Source organism: Hyphomicrobium sp. (genome assembly GCF_041659645.1).
Classification (GTDB): domain Bacteria; phylum Pseudomonadota; class Alphaproteobacteria; order Rhizobiales; family Hyphomicrobiaceae; genus Hyphomicrobium_B.
Window position 1 is genome coordinate 829,991 of the sequence record NZ_JBAZXX010000001.1, and the last position, 24,473, is coordinate 854,463.

Sequence of the window (24,473 nt, forward strand, 5' to 3'; positions counted from 1 at the left end):
AGGCATCCACAGCTTAGGAGGCTTTTCACCAGCAATCGTCGCCTGGGTGGGCGTTAGGCCCTGTTCCGCCTGGGCTTTGCCACTTTGATCGTGGACAAGGTTTGCCGGTAGACCGGGTCGGCTTGCGACTCGCATGGGGGTCTGGTTTGGTCCGCCCAGCAGCACGAAAACGGCGCAATTCGGGAACTCCTTCGCGCCGTTGCTTTGTGGCCATCCCGGCGCGCGGCAGACTGGAGAGCGATATCAATGGCAGTTGCGGAACAGGGTTCTGACCGCGTTCTCAATCCGATCGATCTCATCGAGCAGCTTGCGCACGGACATGACTGGCCGTGCGACCGCGCGAGCGACGAAGAACTGACGCTCATCGTGGCGGGGACCTGGGCCGACTATCACGTCTCGATCAACTGGCGAGACGATCTTGAAGCGCTGCATCTTGCGTGCGCTTTCGATTTCCGCGTGCCCGACAATCGCCTGACGGAGATGTACCGCCTGATCGCGCAGATCAACGAGCAGCTCTGGCTCGGGCACTTCGATCTTTGGACACAGGAAGGCCTTGTGATGTTCCGTCACGCGCTTCTGCTCAACGGTACGGTCGCGACGGTGCGGCAGTGCGAGGCGATGCTGAAAGCGGCGCTCGAAGGCTGCGAGCGCTATTACCAGGCCTTCCAGTTCGTGGTCTGGGCAGGTAAGGAAAGCCGCGAAGCTCTGGTTTCGACGATGTTCGAGACGCAAGGGCAGGCCTAAGCCGGGCTCCATCCGCCTCCCGGCCCCTCCTAAGGTGTTCGGGTTATGTCTCTGAAATCGAATGGTTCGATTGTGCTCGCCGGGGCGGGCAAAATGGGTGCGGCGATGCTGGCGGGCTGGCTCGACCGCGGGCTCGATCCGGCGACTGTGATCATCCAGGAGCCTCATCTTTGCGGAGCGGCGCTCGAACTCGCGCAAAAACATGGCATCAAATCGGTATCAGGGCCGATGTCGGACTTGGAACCGCTGCCGTCGCCGCCAGCGGTGATCGTCGTCGCGGTCAAGCCGCAGATGATGGATGAGGTGTTTCCCGCGCTGGCGAAGATCGCGTCGGCAGAGACGGTCGTCATGTCGATCGCGGCGGGTAAGACGATCTCCAGCTTCGAACGGTATTTGCCGCCAGGGACAGCCGTCGTCAGGGCGATGCCGAACACACCGGCCGCGATTGGGCGCGGCATAACCGGCGCGGTTGCAAACAATCATACAAGCGCGGCGCAAAAAGAGATCTGCGAAGGCTTGCTGGGCGCCGTCGGCGATGTCGTATGGGTGCCGGACGAGAGCCTGATCGATGCCGTGACCGCTGTGTCGGGATCGGGCCCAGCCTATGTTTTTCTGTTGGCCGAGACGCTGGCCCAGGCGGGCGTTGCGGCGGGGCTCGACGAAGCGACGGCGAAGCGGTTGGCGAGCGCGACGGTGTCGGGCGCAGGTGAGCTTCTGCACCGCTCGAACTCCGATCCAGCGACGCTCCGCCAGAACGTGACTTCTCCCGGCGGGACGACCGCTGCGGCGTTGACTGTGCTGATGCGCGACGGCGATGGCCTCAAAGATCTGATGACCGACGCGGTGCTGGCGGCTCTGAGACGTGGCCGCGAACTCGGGCAGTGACCAGGGCTGGGATTCGGTCTCAGCCGGGGTTCGCGACCACCGATCATCATTCGACGCGGGTTGGCGGCCCGCAAGCGTGGCAATTCTCGAGTCCGGTGACCGCAGCCTTGGAGGACACCTTCGCCGTGGTCGGACGGGTAAAAGCGCCGGACCCGATGCGTAAAAGTGTAACTTCATAACATCTTGGTCAAATCACAAGGACGTGTTTCCGCGGCAACCTACGTGATCGCCGGCGGAAATCCCTATTGCGGCAACGAGATAATGGCGCGAAGGCCGCCCATCGAACTTTCGCCCAACGCGATTTCGCCGCCGTGGCTCTTGGCGATGTCGCGGGCGATGACGAGGCCGAGGCCGCTGTTGCCTTCGTCCTGGTTGCGCGCGTGATCGAGGCGATAGAACGGCCGGAAGACATTCTCTCGCTCGTCCTCGGGGATGCCAGGTCCGTCGTCGTCGACTTCGATGCGGACCCAGCGTCCTTCCGTTGCGACGCGAATGATGACGCGATCGCCGAAGCGCGCGGCATTCGTGACGAGGTTCATGATCGCGCGTTTGAGTGCCTGCCGCTTCAACGGCAGGATGATGTCGCCCTTGCTCTTGCGGATCTTGAGGTCGATCGTGCAAGCGTAGATCGAAGCGTCGTCGACGATCTCTTCGAGAAGCTCCTTGAGATTGGTCGATTTGGCTTCCTCGCCGCCGTCGCCCTTGGCGAACGCCAGATAGTCTTCGAGCATGTGCTGCATCTCGTCGACGTCGCTCGAAAGGGCGCGGGTCTCGGGCGTGTCGTCGAGAAGCGCTAGCTCAAGCTTGAAGCGGGTCAGAACCGTACGCAAATCGTGGCTGACGCCTGCGAGCATCGTCGTGCGCTGCTCGACGTGCTGTGTGATGCGGTCACGCATCTGCAGGAAGGCGAGAGCGGCTTGGCGGACTTCGCGGGCGCCGCGTGGCGTGAAGCCTTCCGGGATGCCGCGCCCTTTGCCGAAGGCATCGGCGGCGTCGGCGAGGCGTAGAATCGGCCGGATCTGATTGCGCAAAAACAGGATCGCGACCGTCAGCAGGATAACGGACGAGCCGACCATCCAAAGCAAGAAGATGTGTGAGTTCGAGGCATAGGTTTGGCTGCGTGTCGCGACGAAGCGGAGGATCGCATCATCGAGCTTCACACGGATTTCGACGTTCTGATCGCCGACGGTGTTGATCCAGAATGGTAGCTGGACATGCTTGCGCAATTCGTTCGAAAGGGCGCGGTCGAGCAGGCGAAAAAACGGTTTTGGTCCGGGCGGCGGCAGGTCGCCATTCGGCAGAACCTCCATCGTCAGAGCCAGGCGATCGCGGGCGAGGTCGATGATTTTCTGAGCGCCTTCGCGCTTGCCGACTTCCTCATAAATTTCGATCACGGCGGCAATGTCGCGTGCAGTCGCTTCCGAAAGCCGCCGCGTGACTGCTTGCCAATGGCGTTCCATGAACGCAAAGGCGATGACGCCTTCGAGAACGACGATGGGCGTGATGATGATGAGAAGGGCGCGGGCGTAGAGCCCCTTCGGAAGCATCTCGGCGCCGATGTTCAAGGTGCGCACGACGATCGGATGCTCGCGAAAGCGCCGATACCGCGCGCTCATGCCGCCGCTCTCCGGTGTCGTTTCAGGCACAACGGCCATAAGATGCTATCCGCCTTGCGTTCGCCGAGGAGCCAGCGTTGCTACGGTCAATCGGTGTAGAGGATGTAGCCTTTGCCTCTGACCGTCTGCAGATAGACCGGGTTCGACGGATCGGCCTCGATCTTGCGCCGTAAGCGATTGATCTGCACGTCGATCGCGCGTTCGCTGCCGGTGCTGTCGTCGCTCGACAACTCGTGGCGGGGAACGGCAACGCCGATGCGCTGGGAGAATAAGCGTAGAAGATCGCGTTCTCGTTCGGTGAGCTTGATCGCCTCGTCGTCGCGCTTGAGTTCGCCGCGCGTGATGTTGAACACGCAGCCGCCCATGCGAATTTCGTCGCGGGGCGCGGTTTGAGCCTGACCGCGGCGAAGGATGTTGCGCACGCGCAGCAGCAATTCGCGGGGGTCGAAAGGCTTCGAGACGTAGTCGTCGACGCCGGCTTCAAGTCCCAAGATCCGGTCGTCGGCGTCGGCGAGCGCCGTCAGCATGCAGATCGGTACGGGACGCGTAAGCTTCAGATCGCGGGCGAGCGACAGTCCGCTTTCGCCCGGCATCATGACGTCGAGAAGGACCAAATCGAACGCGAGCCCACGCATGAAGGCGCGCGCGGAGGCGGCGTCGGGAGCTTCGGTCACGCGGAAGCCGTTGCTCGAAAGGAAGCGGCCGAGAAGCCCGCGGATTTTCTGATCGTCGTCGACGACGAGGATGTGGGGAGCATTGTCGGCCAGAGGCTCGCTGCGATCCTGCGCCATCAGGGTCCTCATGGGTTGCAATCGGATTCATCGGCGGGCAGCCCGCCGCGTTGACCTCTGATGAGGGTTTCGACTTGGCGCCTGTCCTTCTCGGCAATCATCGCGAAGAGGAAGTCCCTTGCGACCACATCGGCTCCCTGAGCAAGCTCGGCGAGCGCCCCTTCGATCCGTTTGGCCTGGATTTGTGTCAGTTTATCGGTCAAGCGCGAGCCTTTCGCCGACAGATAGAGGCGACGCTCGCGGCGATCCTCGTTTCCGGCCTTCTGGATGATGAAGCCTTCATCCACGAGCTGTTTCAACACACGCGCCAGCGATTGTTTCGTGATCTTCAATATTTCCAGCAATTCCGCGACTTTCAGGCCGGGATTGCGGTGTACGAAATGCAGAACGCGGTGATGGGCGCGCCCGAAACCGTATTGTTCGAGTATAGTATCGGGGTCGCAAGTAAAACCGCGATAGGCGAAATAAAAAAGCTCGATACACGCGATCAGGTCTGCGCTCGGGGAGCGGCGTCCCTCGTCCCCCGCAGGGGACTGAGCCCCCGATGCGGTGCGGTGATCCGGCGAACCTTCTGACGTTATGTCAGCCATGTTGACTTATTGGCCTTGATTGTATTTTGTTGCAAGCCAATTTGCTGGCTTGTCCCGAAGGTCCATCGTCTTGCACGCGGCGCACTGAAACTCAGGTTTTTTGAGACTTTCAGCTTGCCTAGCCCGTCTATCTCGGACCGCGCGACATACACCGGCGTAGCGCTTTCGCCAACGATAAAGACCAGGAAGGATCAGACTGGCATGGCCGACCTTATTCCATTTCACGATCGCGATGGGTTCATCTGGATGGACGGGGCTCTCGTTCCCTGGCGCGACGCGAAGGTCCATGTGCTGACGCACGGACTCCATTATGCAAGCTCGGTTTTCGAGGGCGAGCGCGCTTATGACGGCGAGATCTTTAAGCTTACCGAGCACACCGAGCGCTTGATCGAAAGCGCCCGGATTCTCGACTTTACAATTCCGTATACTGTCGCCGAAATCGATCAGGCCTGCCGCGACGTGATGGCTGCGAATAAGCTTTCGGATTGTTATGTCCGCCCGGTCGCCTGGCGCGGCAGCGAGCAGATGGGTGTCTCGGCGCCGAACGCGAAGATCCATCTGGCTGTCGCCGCGTGGGAATGGGGTTCCTACTTCCCGATGGAACAGCGTCTCAAAGGCATCCGCATCGCGAATGCTGTCTATCGGCGGCCGGATCCGGCTTGCGCGCCGGCGAAGGCGAAGGCCGCAGGCCTGTATATGATTTGCACGCTTGAGAAACATCGTGCCGAGCGGGCGGGCTATTCGGATGCCCTGATGCTCGATTGGCTCGGACGCGTTGCTGAATGTACTGGCGCTAACATCTTCTTCGTCAAGGACGGCGTCATTCATACGCCGGATGCTAGCGGCTTTCTCGATGGCATTACGCGGCGGACCGTCATCGCGCTCGCTAAGGCGCGCGGCATCGACGTTGTCGAGCGGGCCATCATGCCGGAAGAACTCAGCACGTTTACGGAGTGCTTCATCACCGGGACTGCAGCTGAAATTACGCCGGTCTCCGAGATCGGAGACTACAAGTTCAAGCCGGCTGGCGTCACCGAAACTCTGCTCAACGATTATATGGAACTGGTGAAGCCGAAGAAGCGCGCCGCCGCGGAGTAAGCGGTCTCGCGTTTGCCAGCACGACGATTACGCCAACTTTTAGAGGGCGCCGCGCCAAGCGGTGCCCTTGTTGTTCTGTGTAAGCAGGTCGAATTTATCTTGATGACGCCGCCGAGCGTCTGGCCTGGAGATCTTCAATCTCAGGTGTTCGAGTTGATTCCACGCGCGTCGACTTCTGAATCGGGCTCGGCTCCGGATTGACGGATAAGCATCAGAGGCGCGCAAATCGTAAAGAGGAAAAGAGCGATGGCGCCGCCGACGATTGCAATCGTGCCCGGCGTCAAGGGATGGTCGAGCCAAAGCGAAGCAAGCCCGATGAGCACACTCCAAAACACGGCGGGAACGAGTGACGCTATCGCGATACCACCAATACGCGCGAACGCCGAAGCCCGCTGCGCGTGGCGCGCGGGATTCTCAATAGATGGCATCGCTGCCGTTGTCGTCGCGGTTCGCATGGCGGCTTCCTTGCTCAGCCCTAGCGTTAATATGATTCGTGCGAAGACTGTTGTCGTTTGCCGTTGCAGTCAGTGGTTATGCTAGGTTATGCGCAATAAACGGAGTGTTAACGCTTTCGGTAGAATGCAAACGGCAAATGGCGCAAAGTGAGGCGAGATCCGTCTACGTCGTAATTCAGGAACAGTTGCCAGCCGCGCATGTTCCCTGTTCCGCAGGATTCATTTGTCGCGCAAGCTATGCTTCTCCCCATTATTCAATCAAGGGTTGCCTTTGAAGTTATCAACAATCGTGTTGTGCTCATGGGATCCTTTTGATCTGTCGAAGAGCATCGTTGCGAGGGCTCAACCCGATGCAATTCCTCCCCGCTGTCCCGGTCTTGAGATTCTTCGACGAAGCGAAGACCAAGGATTTCTATTTGGGATTTCTGGGTTTCACCCCCGACTGGGAGCATCGCTTCGAACTCGGGATGCCCCTCTACATGCAGATTTCCCGAGATGACTGCGTCATCCATCTTTCCGAGCATCACGGAGACGCGTCGCCGGGAGGAGCAGCGAGAATTGCTGTCGAGGACATTGACGGCTATCACGCGGAGATCATGGCGAAGGGGTACAAATACATGCGTCCCGGGATCGAAGAGATGCCGTGGGGCACGCGCGAGATCAAAGTCATCGATCCATCGTTCAATCGCCTGATGTTCTTTTCACCGATGAAAAAGGGCTGATGGCGAGATGCGCGTTTCTGATGCGCTTGATATCGATGAAGCGGAGCTTGAGGAACGCTTCGTCAGGGCGTCGGGTCCGGGTGGGCAGAACGTCAATAAGGTGTCGACGGCAGTCGAACTGCGCTTTGATCTCGGCGCGAATACCTCCATTCCCGATCATGCGCGCGATCGTCTGAAGCGTCTTGCCGGGCGCCGGTTGACGACGGAGGGTGTCATCGTCATTCAAGCCGACAGGTTCAGAAGCCAAGAGCAGAACAGGGCGGATGCGCGAGCACGTCTCGTCGAATTGATCGAACTGGCGTTGATACGGCCCAAGCTCAGGATAAAAACCAAGCCGTCGCGCGGTTCGCGCGAGGAGCGCATCAAAGCCAAGGCGGTGCGCGGGCGGGTGAAGAAAATGCGAAGCCGCAAAGTGGATTTTGAGTGATTACGCGTCGCGGCTTCGCAAGTTCGTTTGTCGATGCTGTCGTGTATCGTCGCCCATTGAGATCAGGCGATCGTGGTGGCCGTCTTCAGGAGATTGGCGAATTCGTCGAGCGACTGGCCGATCGGGTCCGTCGCTGTGGTGGAATCGGTTGACGCCGTCGTCGCGTCCGGCGCCTTGTTGGCGCTGCCCGTATGATGGTGATGGGCGTGCGCGTGAGAGTTGCCGTTCTGCGAGGAGTTGAACGCCGTCAGGTCGGCTTTGAACTTCGCCGCAAATGGATTTGATGCAGACTGATCGGTTGCGTCGGGGGGCGTCACGTAGGACGGAGAGGTCGTGGGAGCGGATTGGGTTCCGACTTGGCTTGGCGATGCCAGAAGGTCGAGTGCCTGCTGGCGATAGCGGGCGTAGGCATCCGAATTGCCGACGGGAGAGATGGACATGCGATTCTCCTATGAGCGTGAGCGCGAAGAGGCCCAGGCCGTGGAGACGGGTTCGCACGAGGAGACCACTGAGATATCCGAGCCTCGCGCCCCGTCAGAAAACACTGTTTTGTAATCCGCGAAACTGATCCGAGGCTGACATTGTAATTGCGGTGAGGAGAAGCACTTTGCCGCAGAATAACTGTCACAAACCAAATAGTTGAAGCCAGTTTGTCGGCGTGCCGGAGAGGCAGAATATCATCTGAATGATTTGGTAGCGGGAGGCGGACTTGAACCGCCGACCTGCGGATTATGAGACCGCCGCTCTAACCACCTGAGCTATCCCGCCACACCCGGCGGGCAAAGCTCGCCGCCGAGGGACCGTCTATAGGGAGCGCCGCGCCTTCCTGTCAACACGGCGCGCAGTCCCGGTCATGCCTGAATGCGCCTTGCCGGCTCTATGACAAACGCGGCCGACGAATGGATCGTTACTCCGCCGCCTCCGGGCGCTTAGAGGCTGTGTCTTCGTCCTTGCGGAACTGCATCATCGTAAAGATGCCCCACGGGCGCAGAGCTTTGCGATCGATAAGCTTCAGGTCGGGACAGACCATCACGCGCGAGACGTCGAACACGGAATGCCAGCCGACGAGATCGGCGAACGGCGCCATCTGCCGTTCGACCCAGCCGCGAACGCCTTCGTCCTGGCTGAAATGATTGACGAGCATGACTTTGCCGCCGGGCTTCGTTACGCGGGCCAGTTCAAGCATCACTTTGCGCGGATCGGGCACGACGGTGATGACGTACATCGCGACGGTGGTGTCAAAGCTGTTGTCGGGGAAGCTGAGGTTGCTCGCGTCCATCTCATGCAGGCCGGAGATGTTCGTCAGGTTTTCGGCTTTGACGCGCTCGCGGGCCTTGTCGAGCATCTCGGGTGCGAGATCGATGCCGACGATGTCGAGGTGTTTTTTATAGTCCGGAAGCGCAAGTCCTGTGCCGACGCCGACTTCGAGAACGCGGCCGGTGCCGTTGTTGATGATCTCAACGGCGTGGCGACGCCCAGCGGTCGAGACGGCGCCGAAGGTGTAATCGTAGACCGGCGCCCAGCGACGATAGGCGTCGCGAACTTGGCCTTCGTCGAGTTGAAGAACTTTCGCCCCGGAACGCCTTTTCTGTTCTCCCGCCCGCGCCGTTGCGGTGCGGAAGCCCGAAGGCTCATTGTCACTCACTGCCGATCTCCATCAGTCCGCAAACGATTTCCGCCCGATGCGCCTAGCGTCCCAACTCAGCCATCGTCGTCGTGACGCGAGGTTCGGCAGCGTCCGCCTTGATCGTCTTGGCGATCCAGCCACCACCGAGCACGCGTCCCTCTGCCCCTTCGTCGGCATAAAACACGCAGGCCTGCCCGGTCGCAATACCTTCCTCTCCATCAAGAAGTTCAACCCTGACCATCTCATTTTGTTCGATTTTAAGCAGGGCAGGTCGCAGCTTCTGTGACGAACGCATGCGAACATAAAGCGATAGGCCCGAGGCTGCGAGATCTTCGAGAGGTTTTTCCCCGAGCCAATTGACGTTACGCAGCATAAGCCCCGTCGTCGTCAGGGCGGAGCGCGGGCCGACGATAACCTCGTTCCGGGCGGCATCCAGGCGAACGACATATAGCGGTTCGGCGGCGGGAATCTTGATGCCGCGGCGCTGACCAACCGTGTAGTGGACGATACCGTCGTGACGGCCGAGGATGCGGCCATCCAAATGTACGATGTTGCCGGAATCAAGCGCATTCGGCTTCAGCCGTTCGATAACATCCGTGTACTTGCCCGTCGGGACGAAGCAGATGTCCTGGCTGTCGGACTTATCGGCAACTGGCAGATTGAACGAGCGAGCGAGTTCGCGCACGTCGGCTTTCTGCATGCCGCCGATCGGAAACCAGAGCGACGCGAGTTGCTCCTTCGAGATGCCGAAAAGGAAATAGCTCTGATCGCGATCGGCATCGACGGCGCGGGCAAGCATCGGGCCGTCTTCGGTGTCGAGACGCTGCACGTAGTGGCCCGTTACAAGGACATCGGCGCCGAGGTCTTTGGCGGTGTCGAGAAGATCGCGGAATTTGATCTCGTTGTTACAGGTAACGCAAGGAATCGGCGTCTCGCCGGCGATGTAACTCTCAGCGAATGTTTCGATCACCTTCGCCGCGAAACGGGTCTCGTAGTCGAGAACATAGTGGGGAATGCCGAGAGTTTCGGCGACGCGGCGCGCGTCGTGGATGTCTTGTCCGGCACAGCAGCTACCCTTCCGGCCAGAGGCCGTACCGTGATCGTAGAGCTGCAGCGTAACGCCGATGACGTCATGGCCGGCCGCCTTCATGATCGCGGCGGCAACGGAGCTGTCGACGCCACCCGACATCGCGACGACAACGCGCTTTCGAGCGGTGGCGGCTTCGACGGGACTGGGCGACGTGCCGCGGGCGGCAAATATCGTTTCAGGCAGGGTCATGGTGGTCAAACGGGACTCGGGTTTCTCGGTGAGGGGCAGTCAGTAAGTCCCCACGACACTATCCCGATGCCGCTATCCTTCAAAAAGATTGAACAGATTCAAACAATTGCCCTAACGAGGCCTGGAAGGGCCTATGGCCAACTCGAATAGCGCCTCATCAATAGTTCTCAAATCGGCCATCGGCAAGGCGCTGTGTCGTTCCAGGGCTGTTGTTGGCCCATTTTTCGCTTGGAAGACGTTACGGTTATCGATCGTGTCAAATTGAGACGGTTCGCCTCAACGGCGCCCTATTTCAATGGCCGCATGGTGGAATTGGCACGTCCATTTAAGTCTTTTTCACTCAATGGCTTAGTGCTAATTTAATCGCAAACCGGTTATAACTGATCCGTGGTCAAGAGTTGTGTATCGAGTATCATGACCGAACAGCAGCAGATGAGAGCGCGCGGGCGCTATGTGATCGGACCCGATGGGTCACCGCTCACAGTCGCAGATCTTCCCCCGCGGGATACAAAAAGATGGGTCATCCGCCGTAAGGCTGAGGTGGTCGCCGCTGTGCGCGGCGGGCTTCTCAGCATCGAGGAGGCTTGCGAGCGATACACGTTGACCGTCGACGAGTTTTTGTCGTGGCAGCGTTCTATCGACAAGCATGGTCTTCCCGGTCTGCGGGCGACGCGACTACAAGATTATCGCGAGTGATTTTGCGTTCGCCGTGACGTGGAAGCTTGCGGCCCGCGGAAGTGGGCTGCTTCGCGATGTCGGGCGGGTGTGAGTTCAGGGCTGACTTTGCGGTTGCGGAGCGGGTTTCGCTTGCGCAGCCTTCAGCTTTGGCGTCGCCTTTTTCGTCGCCTTTTTCACAGTCTTCGGCGTGGCCGCTACGGCTTCACCCGGTGTCGGTGGCCAAGCGGCGACTGTCGATGGACCGCGACAACCTTCCTCGCCTTTCGACCAGCGGGAAATGTCACCGGTCATCGCTGCGGCGTACACTTCAGACATCTTGCGGTTTTCGACGGTGACGTTTGCCGTGCCTTCGCCCGTCGGTAGAATCTCGACGATATAGGCTTTGGCGCCGCGCGGATTCGGTTGGGTCGGATCGCGCTGGTGGATGGTGACAACGGCCTTGCCGCCGCGCGATGGCGCATCCGCGGCTGCGTGGAAAATATAATCCTTTTTCAGTGGTCCGTTCACAGCGAACCAGCACGCCATCGCACCGCGGGCGAGGTGGGAATAAATGTCGGTCGCCGATCCGACCGCGCCGGGAACCGGAACGCCCGGCGGGGCATCGCTGCTTCCTGGCACGCTTCCAGGTGATGATGCAACATCAGCCACTGGATCAGCCGCTGACGTACTAGCGGGCGAGGCCTCGATACCGAGAGACGGCAATTGCGGCGCGTTGCCCGCACAACCCGAAAGTGCCGCCACGACCAGCAGTGCCGGGACGGCCATGCGTGATGGACGGCAGGCCAATGTCTTCCCCCAAGTGGCAACCCAAAGCGAATCTTCGTTCCGAGCATAGTGCTGGCCGGGACTCGTGCCCGCCAAGTCCGGTTTGGGCAAGGGGGCTGGGCGCATCAAATCGCACAGCCAACAGAAAAAGGCGGCGCCTTTCGGGCGCCGCCTCAAAAGCGGGATGCTGGACCGGTGGGTTCTACGAGGCGAGCCCGGCGTCGTCCGGCAAGTTCAGCGGAGGGCCGTAAAGCCGTGCGGGCGGTCGCGGCGGCCGGCGCGCGGGTCATCCATATTCGTGGATTGCTGCGAGGCGCGGGAGAACTGCTCGACGGTGTCGTCGCGTTCGCGGACGGCGGCGGTGAGCTTTTCGCGAAAGCCCTCAGTCGACTGGCGGAGATTGTCACGGCGCTGGGCGGCCGCCTTCGCGAAGGTCGAATAGGAGAAATGCCCCCGGTCACGAATTCCGGTGCGATCTTCTTCGAGTTGGATCTGGCGCTCGAGATCCGAGGCCATTTGATCAAATTCGCGAATAATGCGCTCAAGGTCGTCAACCTTGCGCGATTTCTCTTCGACTTCTCGGCGCTTCAGGCGGATGGCCGTATCACGTGACTTCATCGTTCGATACCCCAAACATATTCGAACCTATTACCAAGAAGCGTGCCAGACCGAAGATGTGGCTCTGCTGCTGCAGCAACTAGGAAGAATTACTTGGATCCGGCAAGACGCTGCGTTGCAGCAGCGCTCTAGGACCCTCAATACTATAAATAACATTCTGCACTTAAGTTGCGGTAAAGCAACGCGTAACTATTTCTGATGAGGCGTTTCGTTTGGGGGCAGATTTTAGCCATAACGCGTCTAGGGCAAAGCGGCGAATTCTGTTAGCTCTTGATTCGAGCCGTATGCGGGTCTCAAAGGCGATTGTATAGGCCAATCAAAGGGGTGGGCGCCCCAGAGATAGGTTTCGCTTAGGGTCTGTTGGCGGGTCGAGAGGGGCAGTTCTAATATTTCCATTGTTGTGACGGCCATGGTTTGGCGCGAACGGAGATACTTTACTCCGTGAGCGACGACGCGTGACCTGCAGACATGAAAGCCGTATCATCATGGCGCAGTACTGGCTCAAGCCGGTCCTTCGACTTCATGATGAAATAGCTAACGCGGATTAGGGTTTGTTAACCTCTCGTCGCTAACTTCCTAACGATCGCTTAGCTCGATTGTAGTGCGTTCACTTTGAGCGAAGAACAGACATAGCGCGGACACGGATCGGATAGGGCACCAGAGGGACGGTCATGCGGGTTCTACTCATTGAAGACGATAGTGCCACGGCGCAAAGCATTGAGCTTATGCTGCAGTCGGAAGGTTTTAATGTTTATACGACGGACCTTGGAGAAGAGGGCGTCGATCTCGGTAAGCTTTATGATTACGACATCATTCTACTCGATTTGAATCTTCCAGACATGAGCGGCTATGAGGTCCTGAAGACGCTTCGCGTCGCAAAGGTCGGAACGCCAATTCTCATTCTGTCGGGTTTGGCGGGCATCGATGACAAGGTTCGTGGTCTCGGCTTCGGCGCCGACGACTACATGACGAAGCCATTCCACAAGGATGAGCTGGTCGCCCGCATTCAGGCGATCGTGCGTCGTTCGAAGGGACATGCTCAGTCGGTCATCGAGACGGGTGATCTTCGAGTCAATCTCGATACCAAGACGGTTGATGTCAATAATCAGCGCGTGCATCTGACCGGCAAGGAATATCAGATGCTGGAGCTGCTCTCGCTACGCAAGGGCACCACGCTGACGAAAGAGATGTTCCTCAATCATCTCTACGGCGGCATGGACGAGCCCGAGCTGAAGATCATCGACGTTTTCATCTGCAAGCTCAGGAAGAAGCTTCAGACGGCGACTGGCGGCAAGCACTATATCGAGACTGTATGGGGCCGCGGTTACGTTCTCCGCGATCCGGGTCACGAGGGTTCCGAGGCCGCTTAAGTCGACGACGTTGCGTTGAATGTTTTCACGCGCACAAGGGCCATGACGGCCCTTGTCGTGTTTCTTGGACACGTTTGGAGCTAGTCCCACCGTTGAAGGCGCTACTTTAGCGGCGGCGCGGCTTCTTCAAGCGGGGAGCCGAAGCGATAATTCATCGAGACGCGCCCCATCTGGATCGCGGGATCGAACTTCGTCCGCAAAAACTCGGCGTCGGGTATGGTTGTCGACGTAGCAGACGCTTGTTCGCTGCCAAAATCCGCGTAACGGTATTCGGCCTTGAGAGATAGCGAATTGTTGATGCGCGTCTCCACGCCGCCACCAGCGAATCCGCCAGAAAAGCGCCGGCCTTCGATTGTGGCCGAGTCCACGAGATCATTATTGATGCTTGCGGCGATGTTCGTGTCGCCGAGACCGGCGTTAGCGTAGCCAGCGCTGACAAAAAGGAGCGTATCTGGAGCCGCGAGGTAGCCGATGCGAGCGCCGACCATCAATATGTTTCTGAAATTGTTTCGGATGGTCTCGTTGAAGCTATCGCCAGCGTCGACGTTGATACTGCTGCGGTAGTGCAAATTCGTATAATCGGCGTCGGCGAAGGCTCCGACTACGAATTTGGGGGCGATCTGTCGATCATAGCCGAGGGTAAACGAGATGATGCCGCCGTCGCTACCAAAATGCCCGGCCTCCGAATCGACTTCCTCTTCGGCGGCACCGATTTTATTGTCTGCGATGCCATAGCCGCCACCGATGCCAATGTAAGCGCCGCTCCAGCTGCTCGTCACTGGCGGTGTGGAGTTGTCGGCGTGCCCCTGTTCGCTATTACCGAAACGATAGTTGAGCGATACTCGCGCCGTCTGGATTTGTGGTTTGATCGACGTTGTTACCACGGCGACACTCGGGTCGGAGTCGGGCCGCAAATCCGTGCTTTGCGATTGCAATGAGGTATAGCGGTATTCAGCTTTGACGCTGAAACCCCCGCCAATTAGCGTTTCCACGCCGCCGCCGACGAAATACCCGTTGAAGCTGTCTAAGTTTCCGCGCGCCTTGTCGAAACCTAAATCCATAGTGGCATCGGAAGCCTCGACGTGCGCGTACCCAAATGTTGAAAAGAACAATGTCGTTGGCGCGACCAGATAACCTAAGCGGCCGCCGAGCGACAGCTGATTTCCGATATTGAAGCTGCCGCTTTCCGGGATAAAGAAAGAGCCAGTCGACCGCGAATTGATGTCGGCGAAATCATAGTCGACGAAGCCGCCGATGATGAGCTTATCGAGCACAGCCCGATCGTATCCGGCGCTGAGCGTGAAGAAGCCGTCGGCGCTGGGTTCACCGTTGGTCGTAATATTGAATATGTCCCCGAGCTCTGGCGGACTGAGGCTGCTTTTGGTGTTCGCCATTCCATAACCGCCGCCGACGCCAATGGATAACCCCTCCCAATCGTTGGCACCGGCAGGTCCGCCCCAAAAAAATAGGACGTTTCCGGCGGTCAGGGCGACGGCGAAAAGCGTCCTATTCATTGTTGGTCACCTCGATCACCGGCGAAAGGAAGTCTTTAATGCTCAGATACGGTGATTCTGTCGGGCGGCGGGCGTTACTACTGTTGATGTTTTATTATCCTTGCCAAGGAGTGCGCTTGGAGTGTCAGCCGGATCGGCAAACTGTTCGCGCGCCAACGCGACGCTTCGCGGTCGGTTGCGAGATGCGCTAAGACCCGCCTCAACAATACGGAGCCAAACCCATGAGCGATACCGCGGCAGCGCCGTCCCCGCTTCAGGCCGCGATCGTGCGCGTCACGCCGTTCGAGCAGAACTGCACGCTGATCTGGGACGAGACAACGAAGGTCGGAGCGGTTGTTGATCCGGGCGGCGATCTTGATCGCATCGAACGCGGAATCAAGGAAGCGGGAATAACGGTCGAAAAGATCCTGCTGACGCACGGGCACATCGATCATGCGGGCGGCGCCGCAGATTTACGCGACCGGCTCGGCGTCAAGATCGAGGGGCCGCACAAGAACGATGCCGTGCTTCTCGACGCCCTGGAGAAGCAAGGTGAGATGTACGGTATTCCCGACGTCCGCAACGTCACGCCGGATCGTTGGCTTGATGAGGGCGATACCGTCACCGTCGCCGGGCACACGTTCGAGATTTTCCATTGCCCCGGCCACTCGCCGGGTTCCGTCGTCTTTTTCAATCGGGCGCAGCGCTTTGCGCTCGTGGGCGACGTGATTTTCCGCGGCTCTATCGGGCGGACAGACTTCGCTTACGGCGATCATGAGGCGCTGATCTCGTCGATCAAGACAAAGCTGCTGCCGCTCGGGGACGATATCGCGTTTATTTGCGGCCACGGATCACCGAGCCAATTCGGGCACGAACGGCAGACGAATCCATTTCTGGTCTAGGGCCGCATCGGCCGATCAGAACGAAAATTCGTAAGAGCCGCCGAGGCAACCAAAGATTCCGCATTCACGCGTGAGCGAGCCGTAGCCGCCGCTATCGATCGAGCTGTCGCCGTCTCCGTAAAAATCAATCGTCTTCACGCGCAGCGTTTCTTCGCAGCTTCGGCGGCAATCGGTCCAGTTACCGCTGGCCGGCAGTCTGACCTGCCAACCCCATTTGCCGCGTCTCACGACGCTCTTGATCGAGCCATTGCCGAAACGGCTGTCGGCGATGACGATCTGGCCCTGTTTATAGTTCGTTTTCTGGCGAACAAGGATGCCGGCATCGGAAGGTGCTGTGGCGGCCGATGCGAACAACGCCGCAAGGACGGGAAGTACAGCCAGCATTCTTGCGCGCATCGAGATCTCCATTTTCTTCCAGATTGGCCGATTCCCGTTAGCGTGACAGCGAAATATGGACACCCTTGAACGACGGTCCGCTCGACGCGACCGTGACCGAATGCGAACTGCCTGAGATTGCGACGGTCATCGTGCCGTTGATGCCGCCGGTAATGGAGAGAGTCATCCGCGTGGGGGTGACCCGTCCCTGGACGGTGCCGGACTGGTTATAGGTTCGCTCTTCCCAACTCCCGGTGACTGCGCCGTTCGTGTCGAGGAGGCTGGCGCGCAACTCGACCTTAGCCGACGCATTTGCGCATCTGATCGAGAGGCCGAGGGTATTTGGATTGCCGTTGTTCGTATAATAGCCCTTGCAGCGCAGGCTTTCGGTCTTGCCTTCATCAAAGCGAGCGGTGCCTGAGCCGCTCCATGTGCCGGCGAGAGACACGAACGGGTTGTCCGATGCGGCCATAGCGGGGACAGGCACCGTTGCGAAAACCATTGCGATTGCGGAGGCCCACGTCGATAGCAACGCTGCACGTCTTAGATTGCGCTTCACGTATGTCTTCCTTCCCAGATTGCAGGCCTCCGGAGCGGGGCGCATTATTGTCTGATGTTCGGCGTTTTGCGAGCTGTATGGATGTAGTTCGTCTTCGTGCTCAAAGGTGTGTCCATAGAGATACACCGTCGGATCATCGTCGTGTAATGTCGTAGTCCGCTTGCAGGGTTCCGTCGTCATCTGCTCCCATTCGTGGCGTTGGCTTCAGAACGGCTCGACGATCTGGGCGACGATCGGTGTGGCGTCCGATTTGGGATCGTAGCGGAAATCCAGAATCAAGTTGAAGACGTTCTGCGGCCAGGGATCGGGATAGGTGCCTTTCTGACCGCCGAGAAGCGCTGCTATCTCCGGCAACTTGCCGTGATGCCAGCAGATGACGATCGTTTTGCCGTGGTACTCGGCCTTCGAGAAGATCTCGGTGACGAGGGCTTTAAACTCCTTATCCTCGATGTGGTACTGCACCTCGATGCCGAGGGCCGCCGCAAGCGGCTTCACCGTCTCCATCGAGCGGATCGACCGCTTGGATCGGGCGGCGGCGTAAATGAATTCCGGGCGGCCGAAGGCTTGCGGGATATACGTCACGAGCCGCTCGGCGCGTTTTGTGCCCTCTGGTGAAAGATAGATGTCGTCGGTTTTGCCGGTCTTTTCCGCATGGCGCATGAGCAGAATGCGTCCGGGGCCGCCGCCGGGATGATGTGTTGCCGTGACGTCTTCGCGACCGCGCCACGCATTCCACAGCGCGCTCAGCCAGCCGCCGCCGCTCTTTGCACGGCTTTCCTGGGAATTCAGCACTTGAGGTCCCTCAAAAAGACAAGCGCTCGCGTTTAGACGGGCGTGACTTCACCGTCAACGCCGCTGTCTCTAAAGGAGCGCTTTGACGAGGTATGTCGCACGCCGATCAAAACGGTTCTGTGACGCGCGTGACCTTCGGCGGGCTGCCGGAATACGGATCGTATTGGAGGTCGAGAATGAGCCCGAAGGCATCGTCCGGCCACGGATCGGGATAGCTTCCGGCGGGGACTCCGAGCAACGCCGCCATCGCCGGCAGGTTGCCGTGGTGCCAGCAAATGACGATGGTTTTGTTCTTGTAGTCGGGATCGTTGAAGATCTCGTCGACGAGGTCGGCAAACTCTTTGTTCTCGAAGTCGTGCTGGATTTTCAATCCGAGGGCGTCGGCAAGCGGCTCCATCGTTTCCTTGGGCCGGTTGGAATGCTTCGAATGGGCGGTCGCGATGATGATGTCGGGTTTGCCGAACGTCTCAGGAATGTAGGTCGCGAGGCGTTTGGCCCGCTCCACTCCGGCATCCGATAAGTCTTCGTTGCTGGGGTCGTCGGTCTTGTCGGCGTGGCGCAGCAAGATGATGCGCTTCGGGCCGCCCATGACGTGGTCAACCGGGGCGTAGTCGCTCGCCTGCTCGCGGGTGGGCGTGCAGAGCCCGCAGACTTCACTCTTGCCGAGTTGCGGGAAACCCACCGCGAGCAAGCCGAGGTAGGAGCCGCCGATGGCTTCTGTGCCGATGTTTGCGCCGAAAGCCGTTGCCGCGATGAGAAACACAATCGCCACGACATGCCGATAGGTGAGAAAACGCTTCATGTTTGTCACTCCGATCGCACTAGACCCAGGTCTCGCCGTTGCGTGCGTCAGGCAGCGGCCTGGGTCGGCCGTTGTCGTCGAGGGCGACGAACGTGAAAAGAGCACGCGTGACGCAGGCCTGCACTTCACCGTCGCGTGGGCGTCGCCAAGCCTGGACTTCGAACGCCATCGATGATCGCCCGCGCTTGATGAGCATAGCCCAAACCGTCACCTCGTCACCGACCTTGACGGGGGAGTGAAATGTCATGCCTTCGACCGCGACCGTGGCGCAACGACCTTGACTGAGTCGAGCCGCAGCGTTGCCTGCTGCAAGATCCATCTGCGACATGATCCAGCCGCCGAAAATATCTCCGGCCGGATTGGTGTCAGCGGGCATGGCTATGGTCCGGATCACGGGGTCGCCGGTTGGCATCGGAATATGAGGGACCGGGCGGTGCCGCTCGGCGTCGGGCTGTTGAACCGTCATATCCGCGAACCTTCCTGGTGATTTCGCGGCTTCCCGGCACGCGACGCTACCAGGACAAATATCCGGACTTCCGGAAAAGAGCCATGTGCCTGACGGGCGCGGCCCGCCGAACGTGTTCGAATCCGGCACGGCGTCAACTCTTGCGCAACCTTCGTTGCCTAGATTCGACGAAAGAGCTGTTCTTTTCGATTCGAACCGAGACCGTGCGATGAAATGGGCAACGCCTGATCGCGAACTGCTGCAGCAACTCGCGGACATTCCGGAAGTGACCTTGAGCGGGTTTTCCGTCAGGGAGGGTCTTGCAGGGACAGGCGTGACAGTGCTCCGGGGCCGCAATTATTTCGGAAGCTGGCGGACAGTCGCCAGTCAGTTGGTCTGGGTGCCCGCCAACCTCACCGAGCCGGGCCAGATCGTTGAGACGGTCGACGAGGCGGTTCGCCATACGCTGCTGATGATCTTACGGAGCATAGAAGCCTCCGCGCACAAGCCGCCCCGCGCGCTCGCAAGCTGAGAGCAGACGCTCGGACGATATGGCCGCCCGAGAGGCGGCCATTTTTTTAAGGTCGGACTTTCTTTGAGATCCGCGAATATGGATCGGCGCCTATGCCGCCAGCACGGCGCGATCGCGTTTGCCTTGCTCGATCTGTTCAATGATCTTGGCGACAAAAGCTTCGAGATCGCCGGGATTGCGGCTGGTCACGATGCCTTCGTCCGCAACCGCCGGCTCGTCGACCCATTGTGCCCCGGCGTTGATCATGTCGGTCTTGATCGAGGCATAGGACGTTGCCTTGCGTCCGCGGACGGCGTTCGTTTCGATCAGAAGCCACGGCGCGTGGCAAATCGCGGCGACGACTTTGCCTTCAGCGAGAAAGGTTTTGATGAGTTTCATCGCGTCGGGATTGAGGCGGAGCGTGTCAGGATTCATCTGGCCACCCGGCAGCACAATGGCATCGTAAAGCGCGGTCGAGGCTTCGCTGAGTTCGACGTCAACCTTCACCGGCTTGCCCCAATCGTGATTCAGCCAGCCGATGATCGAGTCTTTCTGCTTGCGCTCCTTGGGCGCCGCGACATGCACGAGCTGCGCGACTGCTTTCAGTTTTTCGCGCGGAACGTCGAGTTCGGATTGTTCGAAGCCGTCGGTCGCGAGAATAAGTATTTTCGCTTTCGAGATCTTGGGCATGGGGGTTCCTCGATTGCTGTACAACTGAGGAACAACCTATTGCGCTGCGTGGGGTTCCCGCAGTGCGATGGATCAAGTTTACTGCCCGGGTCGTCCGGTTTTGCGGGGGCGGCCGCGGCGGCTTTTCTTTTGTTGCGCGGGATCGTCGAATTCGCGCGTTCGCGTCGGTATCGTGATGCGCGTCGGCTTCTCGCCCGATTTCACCGGCAGCGATGCGTGCGGACCCATCTCGTCGAGCGTCGGCTTGTGGGGACCAGAAATTTTCTCACCGAACGCGCCGGCTTTCACGCGGCTGTCGACCGTCGGCGCGCGGGCGGGAATAGGACGATCGGTGCCCGGTCCCATGTCGTCGAGCGAAGGTTTTTTGATGCGCGAGGTCGACTGTGCGTGCGTCGGTTGAACGGGTTCGTATTCGGTCTTCACGCGTGAGCCGGTTGCCGCGTTCGGAGGGACATTCGCGCTGGCGCCGTATTTGCGCGCGCCTTTAAAGCTGCCTGCCTTGTCCTCGATCTCGGATTGACGTGCGAGCGGATCGTCGGAGATCGCGAGTTCCGTTTCTCGCAAGCGCTTGACCTCGTCGCGCAGACGGGCTGCCGTTTCGAATTCGAGATCGGCGGCGGCTTCCTTCATGCGCCGTTCCATGTCGGCAATGACAGCCTGCAAGTTATGGCCGAGCACCTGCACGTTGTCGCCGTCGGCAAGACCGGCGTCGACCGTGACATGATCCTGCTCGTAGACGGATCTCAGAACATCTTGAATGTTGCTCTTGATGCTTTCCGGCGTGATGCCGTTGGCTTCGTTCCACGCGACTTGCTTTTCGCGGCGGCGGTTGGTCTCAGCGATGGCGCGGTCCATGGAGCCGGTCATCTGGTCGGCGTAGAGAATGACCTTACCGTCGACGTTTCGCGCGGCGCGGCCGATGGTTTGCACCAACGACGTTTCGGAGCGAAGAAATCCTTCCTTGTCGGCGTCCAGAATGGCGACGAGCGCGCACTCGGGAATGTCGAGACCTTCGCGCAACAGGTTGATGCCGATCAGCACGTCGAACGCGCCGAGGCGGAGATCGCGGATGATCTCGATGCGCTCCAGCGTTTCGATGTCCGAGTGCATGTAGCGCACGCGCACGCCGTTCTCGTGCATGTACTCGGTCAGGTCTTCGGCCATGCGCTTCGTCAGCACGGTGACGAGCGTGCGATAGCCTTTCTTCGAAACCTGGCGGACTTCGTCGAGCAGATCGTCGACCTGCGATTTCGCGGAGCGGATTTCGACGACGGGATCGATCAGGCCGGTCGGGCGAATGACCTGCTCGGCGAAGGAGCCGCCGGATTGCTCCAGCTCCCAGTTCGCGGGCGTCGCGGAGACGAACACCGACTGCGGACGCATCGCGTTCCACTCTTCAAAGCGGAGCGGGCGATTGTCCATGCAGGACGGCAAGCGGAAGCCGTATTCGGCAAGCGTCGCCTTGCGGCGGAAGTCGCCGCGAAACATGCCGCCGATCTGCGGGACCGTAACGTGGCTTTCGTCGGCGAAGACGAGGGCGTTATCGGGCAGGTATTCGAACAGCGTCGGCGGGGGATCGCCGGGATTGCGGCCCGTGAGATAGCGCGAATAGTTTTCGATGCCGGCGCAGGCGCCCGACGCCTCCATCATTTCCATGTCGAACGTCGTGCGTTGTTCGAGGCGCTGGGCTTCGAGGAGCTTGCCGGAGTCGTAGAGTTCATTGAGGCGCTGTTTCAGTTCGATCTTGATCGACTTGATGGCCTGCTGCAGCGTCGGCTTCGGCGTGACGTAGTGCGAATTGGCGTAAAGTTTCACGAGCGCCAGTTCGTCGGTCTTGGTGCCGGTCAGCGGATCGAACTCGACGATGCTTTCGATCTCGTCGCCGAACATCGAGAAGCGCCAGGCGCGGTCCTCTAAGTGAGCCGGGAAGACTTCGACGGTATCGCCGCGCGCGCGGAACGTGCCGCGGACGAAATTCTGATCGTTGCGGCGATAATGAAGAGCGACGAGGTCGGCCAGCAATTGATCGCGTGAAAGCTGCTCGCCAGCGCGAACCGTGAACGTCATCGCGGTGTAGGTTTCGACCGAGCCGATACCGTAGATGCAGGAGACGGAGGCCACGATAATGACGTCGTCGCGCTCAAGGAGCGCTCGCGTCGCGGAATGGCGCATGCGGTCGATCTGTTCGTTAACCGACGCTTCCTTTTCGATGTAGGTGTCGGTGCGCGGCACATACGCTTCGGGCTGGTAGTAGTCGTAATACGAAACGAAGTATTCGACGGCGTTATCCGGGAAGAAGCTTTTGAATTCGCCATAGAGCTGCGCCGCAAGCGTCTTGTTCGGAGCGAGAATGAGGGCCGGGCGTTGCGTCGCCTGGATCACTTGCGCCATCGTGAACGTCTTGCCGGAGCCGGTGACGCCGAGCAGGACTTGATTGTGCTCGCTCTTCTTGATGCCTTCGACGAGTTCGGCGATTGCTTGCGGCTGGTCGCCTCGTGGCTCGAATGACGAAGAAAGCTTGAACGGCACGCCGCCTTCGCTCTTTTCCGGCCGGTCGGGGCGGTGGGGCATGAACATCGGCAGGTCGCCGGAGACGATCGGGTGCGAGGCCATCAATGGTTGCCGCGCGATCAGGGACTTGGCGCGCTCGGAGCGTTCCTCGGGCTTCGTCAGCAGCGCCGTCAGGCTATCGGTCAGGCTTTCGCCACCCATCGGGGGGCGCGGTCCGGACTGGCGGAGCGCGGGCAGGCTTGGGAGTCCGTTTGCCGACGTTTTTCCGGAGAAGTCGGCAGGGGCGAAATAGGCATTCGATTCCCCAAAGCCGGGTGTGCCCGCTTCCGTCTCGACGGGGGGCGCGGATGGTTTTCCCGATTTGCCACGGGATGGACGGGGGGCTTTCGGGCCTGATGATTTTGCTGGGGGCGACACGGCTGGAATATAGGGAATGCTCGAACGTTCATAAATGCTGTTTCGACGCCACAGTGTCACGCTATGGCAATAGCACGAAATGACGATCCTTCCGACGTAAGGAATCGTTCTCATTACGGAACGGTATGTACGGCTGTGCTCCGCTCCGTGATAGCGAAACGAAGACTGGGTTCGGCGCGTTTGATACCTGCCGGTCCGGTGGGGGGACGGAGTGCCGTTGAGCTAAGCCTCGCTTAGTTCACGGTGAGTTAGCCCTGAAAATGGAATACGGAGACCACCATGATCACGACCCGTTTGATCGCCGCAGCCGTCGCTGCCACGTTCATCATTGGCGCCGGCGCAGCCGTTGCCGCTGAGAAGCCGCGCACCGCTGAATCGCTCGAGTGCTCGAAGCAGGCCGACGCGAAGGGCCTGCACGGCAAGGAGCGCAAGACGTTCCGCGCGCACTGCAAGCACGAGATGAAGAAGACAGAAAAGAAATAATCTCGGCGTTTTACGTCTAGGTGTGAGACCCCGTCGCTTGCGGCGGGGTTTTTCTTTTTGCGCCGTCGTGTGTCATGCTCGGCGGCGTGGTCGCGGAGTGCTGCAGATGGCGAAGCTGGCGCTGGTTACGGGGGCCAATCGGGGGATCGGGTTTGCGATTGCGCGGGAACTTGCCTTGCGCGGGCTGCGTGTGGTCGCGGGCGTGCGGTCCGCCGAAAAGGCTTTGCAAGCCTCCACCGATTTCGAGGCCGCGGGCGTCAAAGTAGAGCCGGCCATGCTCGACGTGGCCGATGCGGCAGGTATTCCCGGTGCGCTTGCCGAAATCGAGCGAATTAACGGAACGATTGATGTCCTCGTGAACAACGCGGCCATCATGATCGACGGCCCCGGAGGCTTTGGCGCCAGCCTGTTCGACATGACCGACGACGTTTTCCGGCAAACGTGGAACACCAACGTGCTTGGTCCGGCGGCGACGATGCGCGCGCTGCTCCCGGGGATGATGGCGAGGAGGTTTGGCCGTGTCGTCAATCTGTCATCGCGGGCGGGGCAGTTGAGCGGTATGGGCTCCGGCTTTCCCGCCTATCGCGTTTCGAAAGCGGCGCTGAACGCGCTCACCCGGATCGCGGCGGCGGAAGCGGCGGCGTCGAAAGAGGACGTAAAAATCAACGTCTGCTCTCCGGGCTGGGTACGGACGGGAATGGGCGGTGCAGACGCTCCGCGTTCACCGGAAACCGGCGCGGATACGGCCGTCTGGCTGGCGACGCTCGATCGCGACGGACCGAGCGGCGGCTTTTTCGAAGACAGAGAATCGCTACCCTGGTGATGTGG

The 24,473-nt window shown here is 59.8% G+C and carries 28 protein-coding genes and 1 tRNA gene; 11 read left to right on the top strand and 18 right to left on the bottom strand.

The window, feature by feature from the left end:
• Window positions 1-246 precede the first annotated feature (246 nt).
• Both WC811_RS03835 and proC read left to right on the top strand, forming a co-directional pair.
• On the top strand, window positions 247-744 hold the full coding sequence (locus tag WC811_RS03835; protein ID WP_372641151.1) for a YbjN domain-containing protein: 498 nt from the start codon (window positions 247-249) through the stop codon (window positions 742-744).
• Between the two features lie 45 nt (window positions 745-789).
• The gene (proC, locus tag WC811_RS03840) at window positions 790-1,629 is read left to right on the top strand and encodes a pyrroline-5-carboxylate reductase (RefSeq protein ID WP_372641153.1); all 840 of its coding nucleotides are present in this window, start codon (window positions 790-792) and stop codon (window positions 1,627-1,629) included.
• A gap of 242 nt (window positions 1,630-1,871) precedes the next feature.
• Here the strand turns inward: proC and WC811_RS03845 are convergent, their stop codons facing one another.
• From WC811_RS03845 to WC811_RS03855, 3 genes are read right to left on the bottom strand one after another with little or no spacing between them, the layout of a single operon-like run.
• A complete protein-coding gene (locus tag WC811_RS03845) occupies window positions 1,872-3,284 on the bottom strand; it encodes an ATP-binding protein (protein WP_372641155.1) in 1,413 nt (470 codons plus the stop codon).
• Window positions 3,285-3,331: 47 nt separating this feature from the next.
• A complete protein-coding gene (locus WC811_RS03850; protein ID WP_372641157.1) occupies window positions 3,332-4,036 on the bottom strand; it encodes a response regulator in 705 nt (234 codons plus the stop codon).
• An 8-nt stretch (window positions 4,037-4,044) separates the two neighbouring features.
• Window positions 4,045-4,626, bottom strand: coding sequence for a MarR family winged helix-turn-helix transcriptional regulator (locus WC811_RS03855; protein ID WP_372641159.1), 582 nt, complete (start codon window positions 4,624-4,626; stop codon window positions 4,045-4,047).
• 201 nt (window positions 4,627-4,827) lie between these two features.
• Here WC811_RS03855 and WC811_RS03860 point away from each other — a divergent pair, with 201 nt between their 5' ends.
• On the top strand, window positions 4,828-5,724 hold the full coding sequence (locus WC811_RS03860; protein WP_372641161.1) for a branched-chain amino acid aminotransferase: 897 nt from the start codon (window positions 4,828-4,830) through the stop codon (window positions 5,722-5,724).
• Window positions 5,725-5,864: 140 nt separating this feature from the next.
• Here the strand turns inward: WC811_RS03860 and WC811_RS03865 are convergent, their stop codons facing one another.
• A complete protein-coding gene (locus WC811_RS03865; protein ID WP_372641163.1) occupies window positions 5,865-6,179 on the bottom strand; it encodes a hypothetical protein in 315 nt (104 codons plus the stop codon).
• Between the two features lie 350 nt (window positions 6,180-6,529).
• Here WC811_RS03865 and WC811_RS03870 point away from each other — a divergent pair, with 350 nt between their 5' ends.
• Window positions 6,530-6,901 (top strand): glyoxalase superfamily protein, encoded by a 372-nt coding sequence (locus WC811_RS03870; protein ID WP_372641165.1) that lies wholly within the window; start codon window positions 6,530-6,532, stop codon window positions 6,899-6,901.
• A gap of 7 nt (window positions 6,902-6,908) precedes the next feature.
• Window positions 6,909-7,328, top strand: a complete 420-nt coding sequence (gene arfB, locus WC811_RS03875) for an alternative ribosome rescue aminoacyl-tRNA hydrolase ArfB (RefSeq protein ID WP_372641167.1) — start codon at window positions 6,909-6,911, stop codon at window positions 7,326-7,328.
• A gap of 62 nt (window positions 7,329-7,390) precedes the next feature.
• On the opposite strand, the gene WC811_RS03880 is transcribed toward arfB, so the two are convergent.
• From WC811_RS03880 to mnmA, 4 genes are all read right to left on the bottom strand, one after another.
• Window positions 7,391-7,768 (bottom strand): hypothetical protein, encoded by a 378-nt coding sequence (locus tag WC811_RS03880; RefSeq protein WP_372641169.1) that lies wholly within the window; start codon window positions 7,766-7,768, stop codon window positions 7,391-7,393.
• Between the two features lie 251 nt (window positions 7,769-8,019).
• Window positions 8,020-8,096: transfer RNA gene (locus WC811_RS03885), tRNA-Met, on the bottom strand.
• Between the two features lie 139 nt (window positions 8,097-8,235).
• Window positions 8,236-8,973: a class I SAM-dependent methyltransferase gene (locus WC811_RS03890; protein ID WP_372641171.1), complete on the bottom strand. Its 738-nt coding sequence runs from the start codon at window positions 8,971-8,973 to the stop codon at window positions 8,236-8,238.
• A gap of 43 nt (window positions 8,974-9,016) precedes the next feature.
• Window positions 9,017-10,234, bottom strand: a complete 1,218-nt coding sequence (gene mnmA / locus WC811_RS03895) for a tRNA 2-thiouridine(34) synthase MnmA (RefSeq protein ID WP_372641752.1) — start codon at window positions 10,232-10,234, stop codon at window positions 9,017-9,019.
• Window positions 10,235-10,648: 414 nt separating this feature from the next.
• Here mnmA and WC811_RS03900 point away from each other — a divergent pair, with 414 nt between their 5' ends.
• On the top strand, window positions 10,649-10,930 hold the full coding sequence (locus WC811_RS03900; RefSeq protein WP_372641173.1) for a DUF1153 domain-containing protein: 282 nt from the start codon (window positions 10,649-10,651) through the stop codon (window positions 10,928-10,930).
• A 75-nt stretch (window positions 10,931-11,005) separates the two neighbouring features.
• Here the strand turns inward: WC811_RS03900 and WC811_RS03905 are convergent, their stop codons facing one another.
• Window positions 11,006-11,677, bottom strand: coding sequence for a hypothetical protein (locus WC811_RS03905; RefSeq protein WP_372641175.1), 672 nt, complete (start codon window positions 11,675-11,677; stop codon window positions 11,006-11,008).
• Window positions 11,678-11,911: 234 nt separating this feature from the next.
• The gene (locus WC811_RS03910) at window positions 11,912-12,295 is read right to left on the bottom strand and encodes a flagellar export protein FliJ (RefSeq protein ID WP_372641177.1); all 384 of its coding nucleotides are present in this window, start codon (window positions 12,293-12,295) and stop codon (window positions 11,912-11,914) included.
• Between the two features lie 671 nt (window positions 12,296-12,966).
• Here WC811_RS03910 and ctrA point away from each other — a divergent pair.
• Entirely contained in the window at window positions 12,967-13,665 is a 699-nt protein-coding gene (gene ctrA / locus WC811_RS03915) for a response regulator transcription factor CtrA (protein ID WP_372641179.1), read from the top strand.
• A gap of 101 nt (window positions 13,666-13,766) precedes the next feature.
• Here the strand turns inward: ctrA and WC811_RS03920 are convergent, their stop codons facing one another.
• Complete coding sequence (locus WC811_RS03920) at window positions 13,767-15,179, bottom strand: outer membrane protein (RefSeq protein WP_372641181.1); 1,413 nt, start codon at window positions 15,177-15,179, stop codon at window positions 13,767-13,769.
• Window positions 15,180-15,400: 221 nt separating this feature from the next.
• Between WC811_RS03920 and WC811_RS03925 the strand changes: the two genes are divergently transcribed.
• Window positions 15,401-16,060 (top strand): MBL fold metallo-hydrolase, encoded by a 660-nt coding sequence (locus WC811_RS03925; RefSeq protein ID WP_372641183.1) that lies wholly within the window; start codon window positions 15,401-15,403, stop codon window positions 16,058-16,060.
• Between the two features lie 15 nt (window positions 16,061-16,075).
• On the opposite strand, the gene WC811_RS03930 is transcribed toward WC811_RS03925, so the two are convergent.
• The 5 genes from WC811_RS03930 to WC811_RS03950 all read right to left on the bottom strand — a co-directional run bounded on the left by WC811_RS03930 (window position 16,076) and on the right by WC811_RS03950 (window position 19,054).
• Complete coding sequence (locus tag WC811_RS03930) at window positions 16,076-16,456, bottom strand: hypothetical protein (protein WP_372641185.1); 381 nt, start codon at window positions 16,454-16,456, stop codon at window positions 16,076-16,078.
• 37 nt (window positions 16,457-16,493) lie between these two features.
• Window positions 16,494-16,994 carry a hypothetical protein gene (locus WC811_RS03935; RefSeq protein WP_372641187.1) on the bottom strand — a complete coding sequence of 167 codons (501 nt, stop codon included), beginning with the start codon at window positions 16,992-16,994 and terminating at the stop codon, window positions 16,494-16,496.
• Between the two features lie 204 nt (window positions 16,995-17,198).
• Entirely contained in the window at window positions 17,199-17,786 is a 588-nt protein-coding gene (locus tag WC811_RS03940) for a histidine phosphatase family protein (RefSeq protein WP_372641189.1), read from the bottom strand.
• Between the two features lie 106 nt (window positions 17,787-17,892).
• Window positions 17,893-18,588: a histidine phosphatase family protein gene (locus WC811_RS03945; RefSeq protein WP_372641191.1), complete on the bottom strand. Its 696-nt coding sequence runs from the start codon at window positions 18,586-18,588 to the stop codon at window positions 17,893-17,895.
• 19 nt (window positions 18,589-18,607) lie between these two features.
• On the bottom strand, window positions 18,608-19,054 hold the full coding sequence (locus WC811_RS03950) for an acyl-CoA thioesterase (RefSeq protein ID WP_372641193.1): 447 nt from the start codon (window positions 19,052-19,054) through the stop codon (window positions 18,608-18,610).
• A 208-nt stretch (window positions 19,055-19,262) separates the two neighbouring features.
• On the opposite strand from WC811_RS03950, the gene WC811_RS03955 reads away from it, so the two are divergent.
• Window positions 19,263-19,565, top strand: a complete 303-nt coding sequence (locus WC811_RS03955) for a hypothetical protein (RefSeq protein ID WP_372641195.1) — start codon at window positions 19,263-19,265, stop codon at window positions 19,563-19,565.
• Between the two features lie 90 nt (window positions 19,566-19,655).
• Here WC811_RS03955 and WC811_RS03960 read toward each other — a convergent pair whose 3' ends face one another.
• Both WC811_RS03960 and uvrB read right to left on the bottom strand, forming a co-directional pair.
• A complete protein-coding gene (locus tag WC811_RS03960; RefSeq protein ID WP_372641197.1) occupies window positions 19,656-20,234 on the bottom strand; it encodes a type 1 glutamine amidotransferase domain-containing protein in 579 nt (192 codons plus the stop codon).
• A 78-nt stretch (window positions 20,235-20,312) separates the two neighbouring features.
• The gene (uvrB, locus tag WC811_RS03965; protein WP_372641199.1) at window positions 20,313-22,946 is read right to left on the bottom strand and encodes an excinuclease ABC subunit UvrB; all 2,634 of its coding nucleotides are present in this window, start codon (window positions 22,944-22,946) and stop codon (window positions 20,313-20,315) included.
• A gap of 495 nt (window positions 22,947-23,441) precedes the next feature.
• On the opposite strand from uvrB, the gene WC811_RS03970 reads away from it, so the two are divergent.
• Both WC811_RS03970 and WC811_RS03975 read left to right on the top strand, forming a co-directional pair.
• The gene (locus WC811_RS03970) at window positions 23,442-23,645 is read left to right on the top strand and encodes a PsiF family protein (RefSeq protein ID WP_372641201.1); all 204 of its coding nucleotides are present in this window, start codon (window positions 23,442-23,444) and stop codon (window positions 23,643-23,645) included.
• 106 nt (window positions 23,646-23,751) lie between these two features.
• Complete coding sequence (locus WC811_RS03975) at window positions 23,752-24,468, top strand: SDR family NAD(P)-dependent oxidoreductase (protein WP_372641203.1); 717 nt, start codon at window positions 23,752-23,754, stop codon at window positions 24,466-24,468.
• Window positions 24,469-24,473 lie beyond the last annotated feature (5 nt).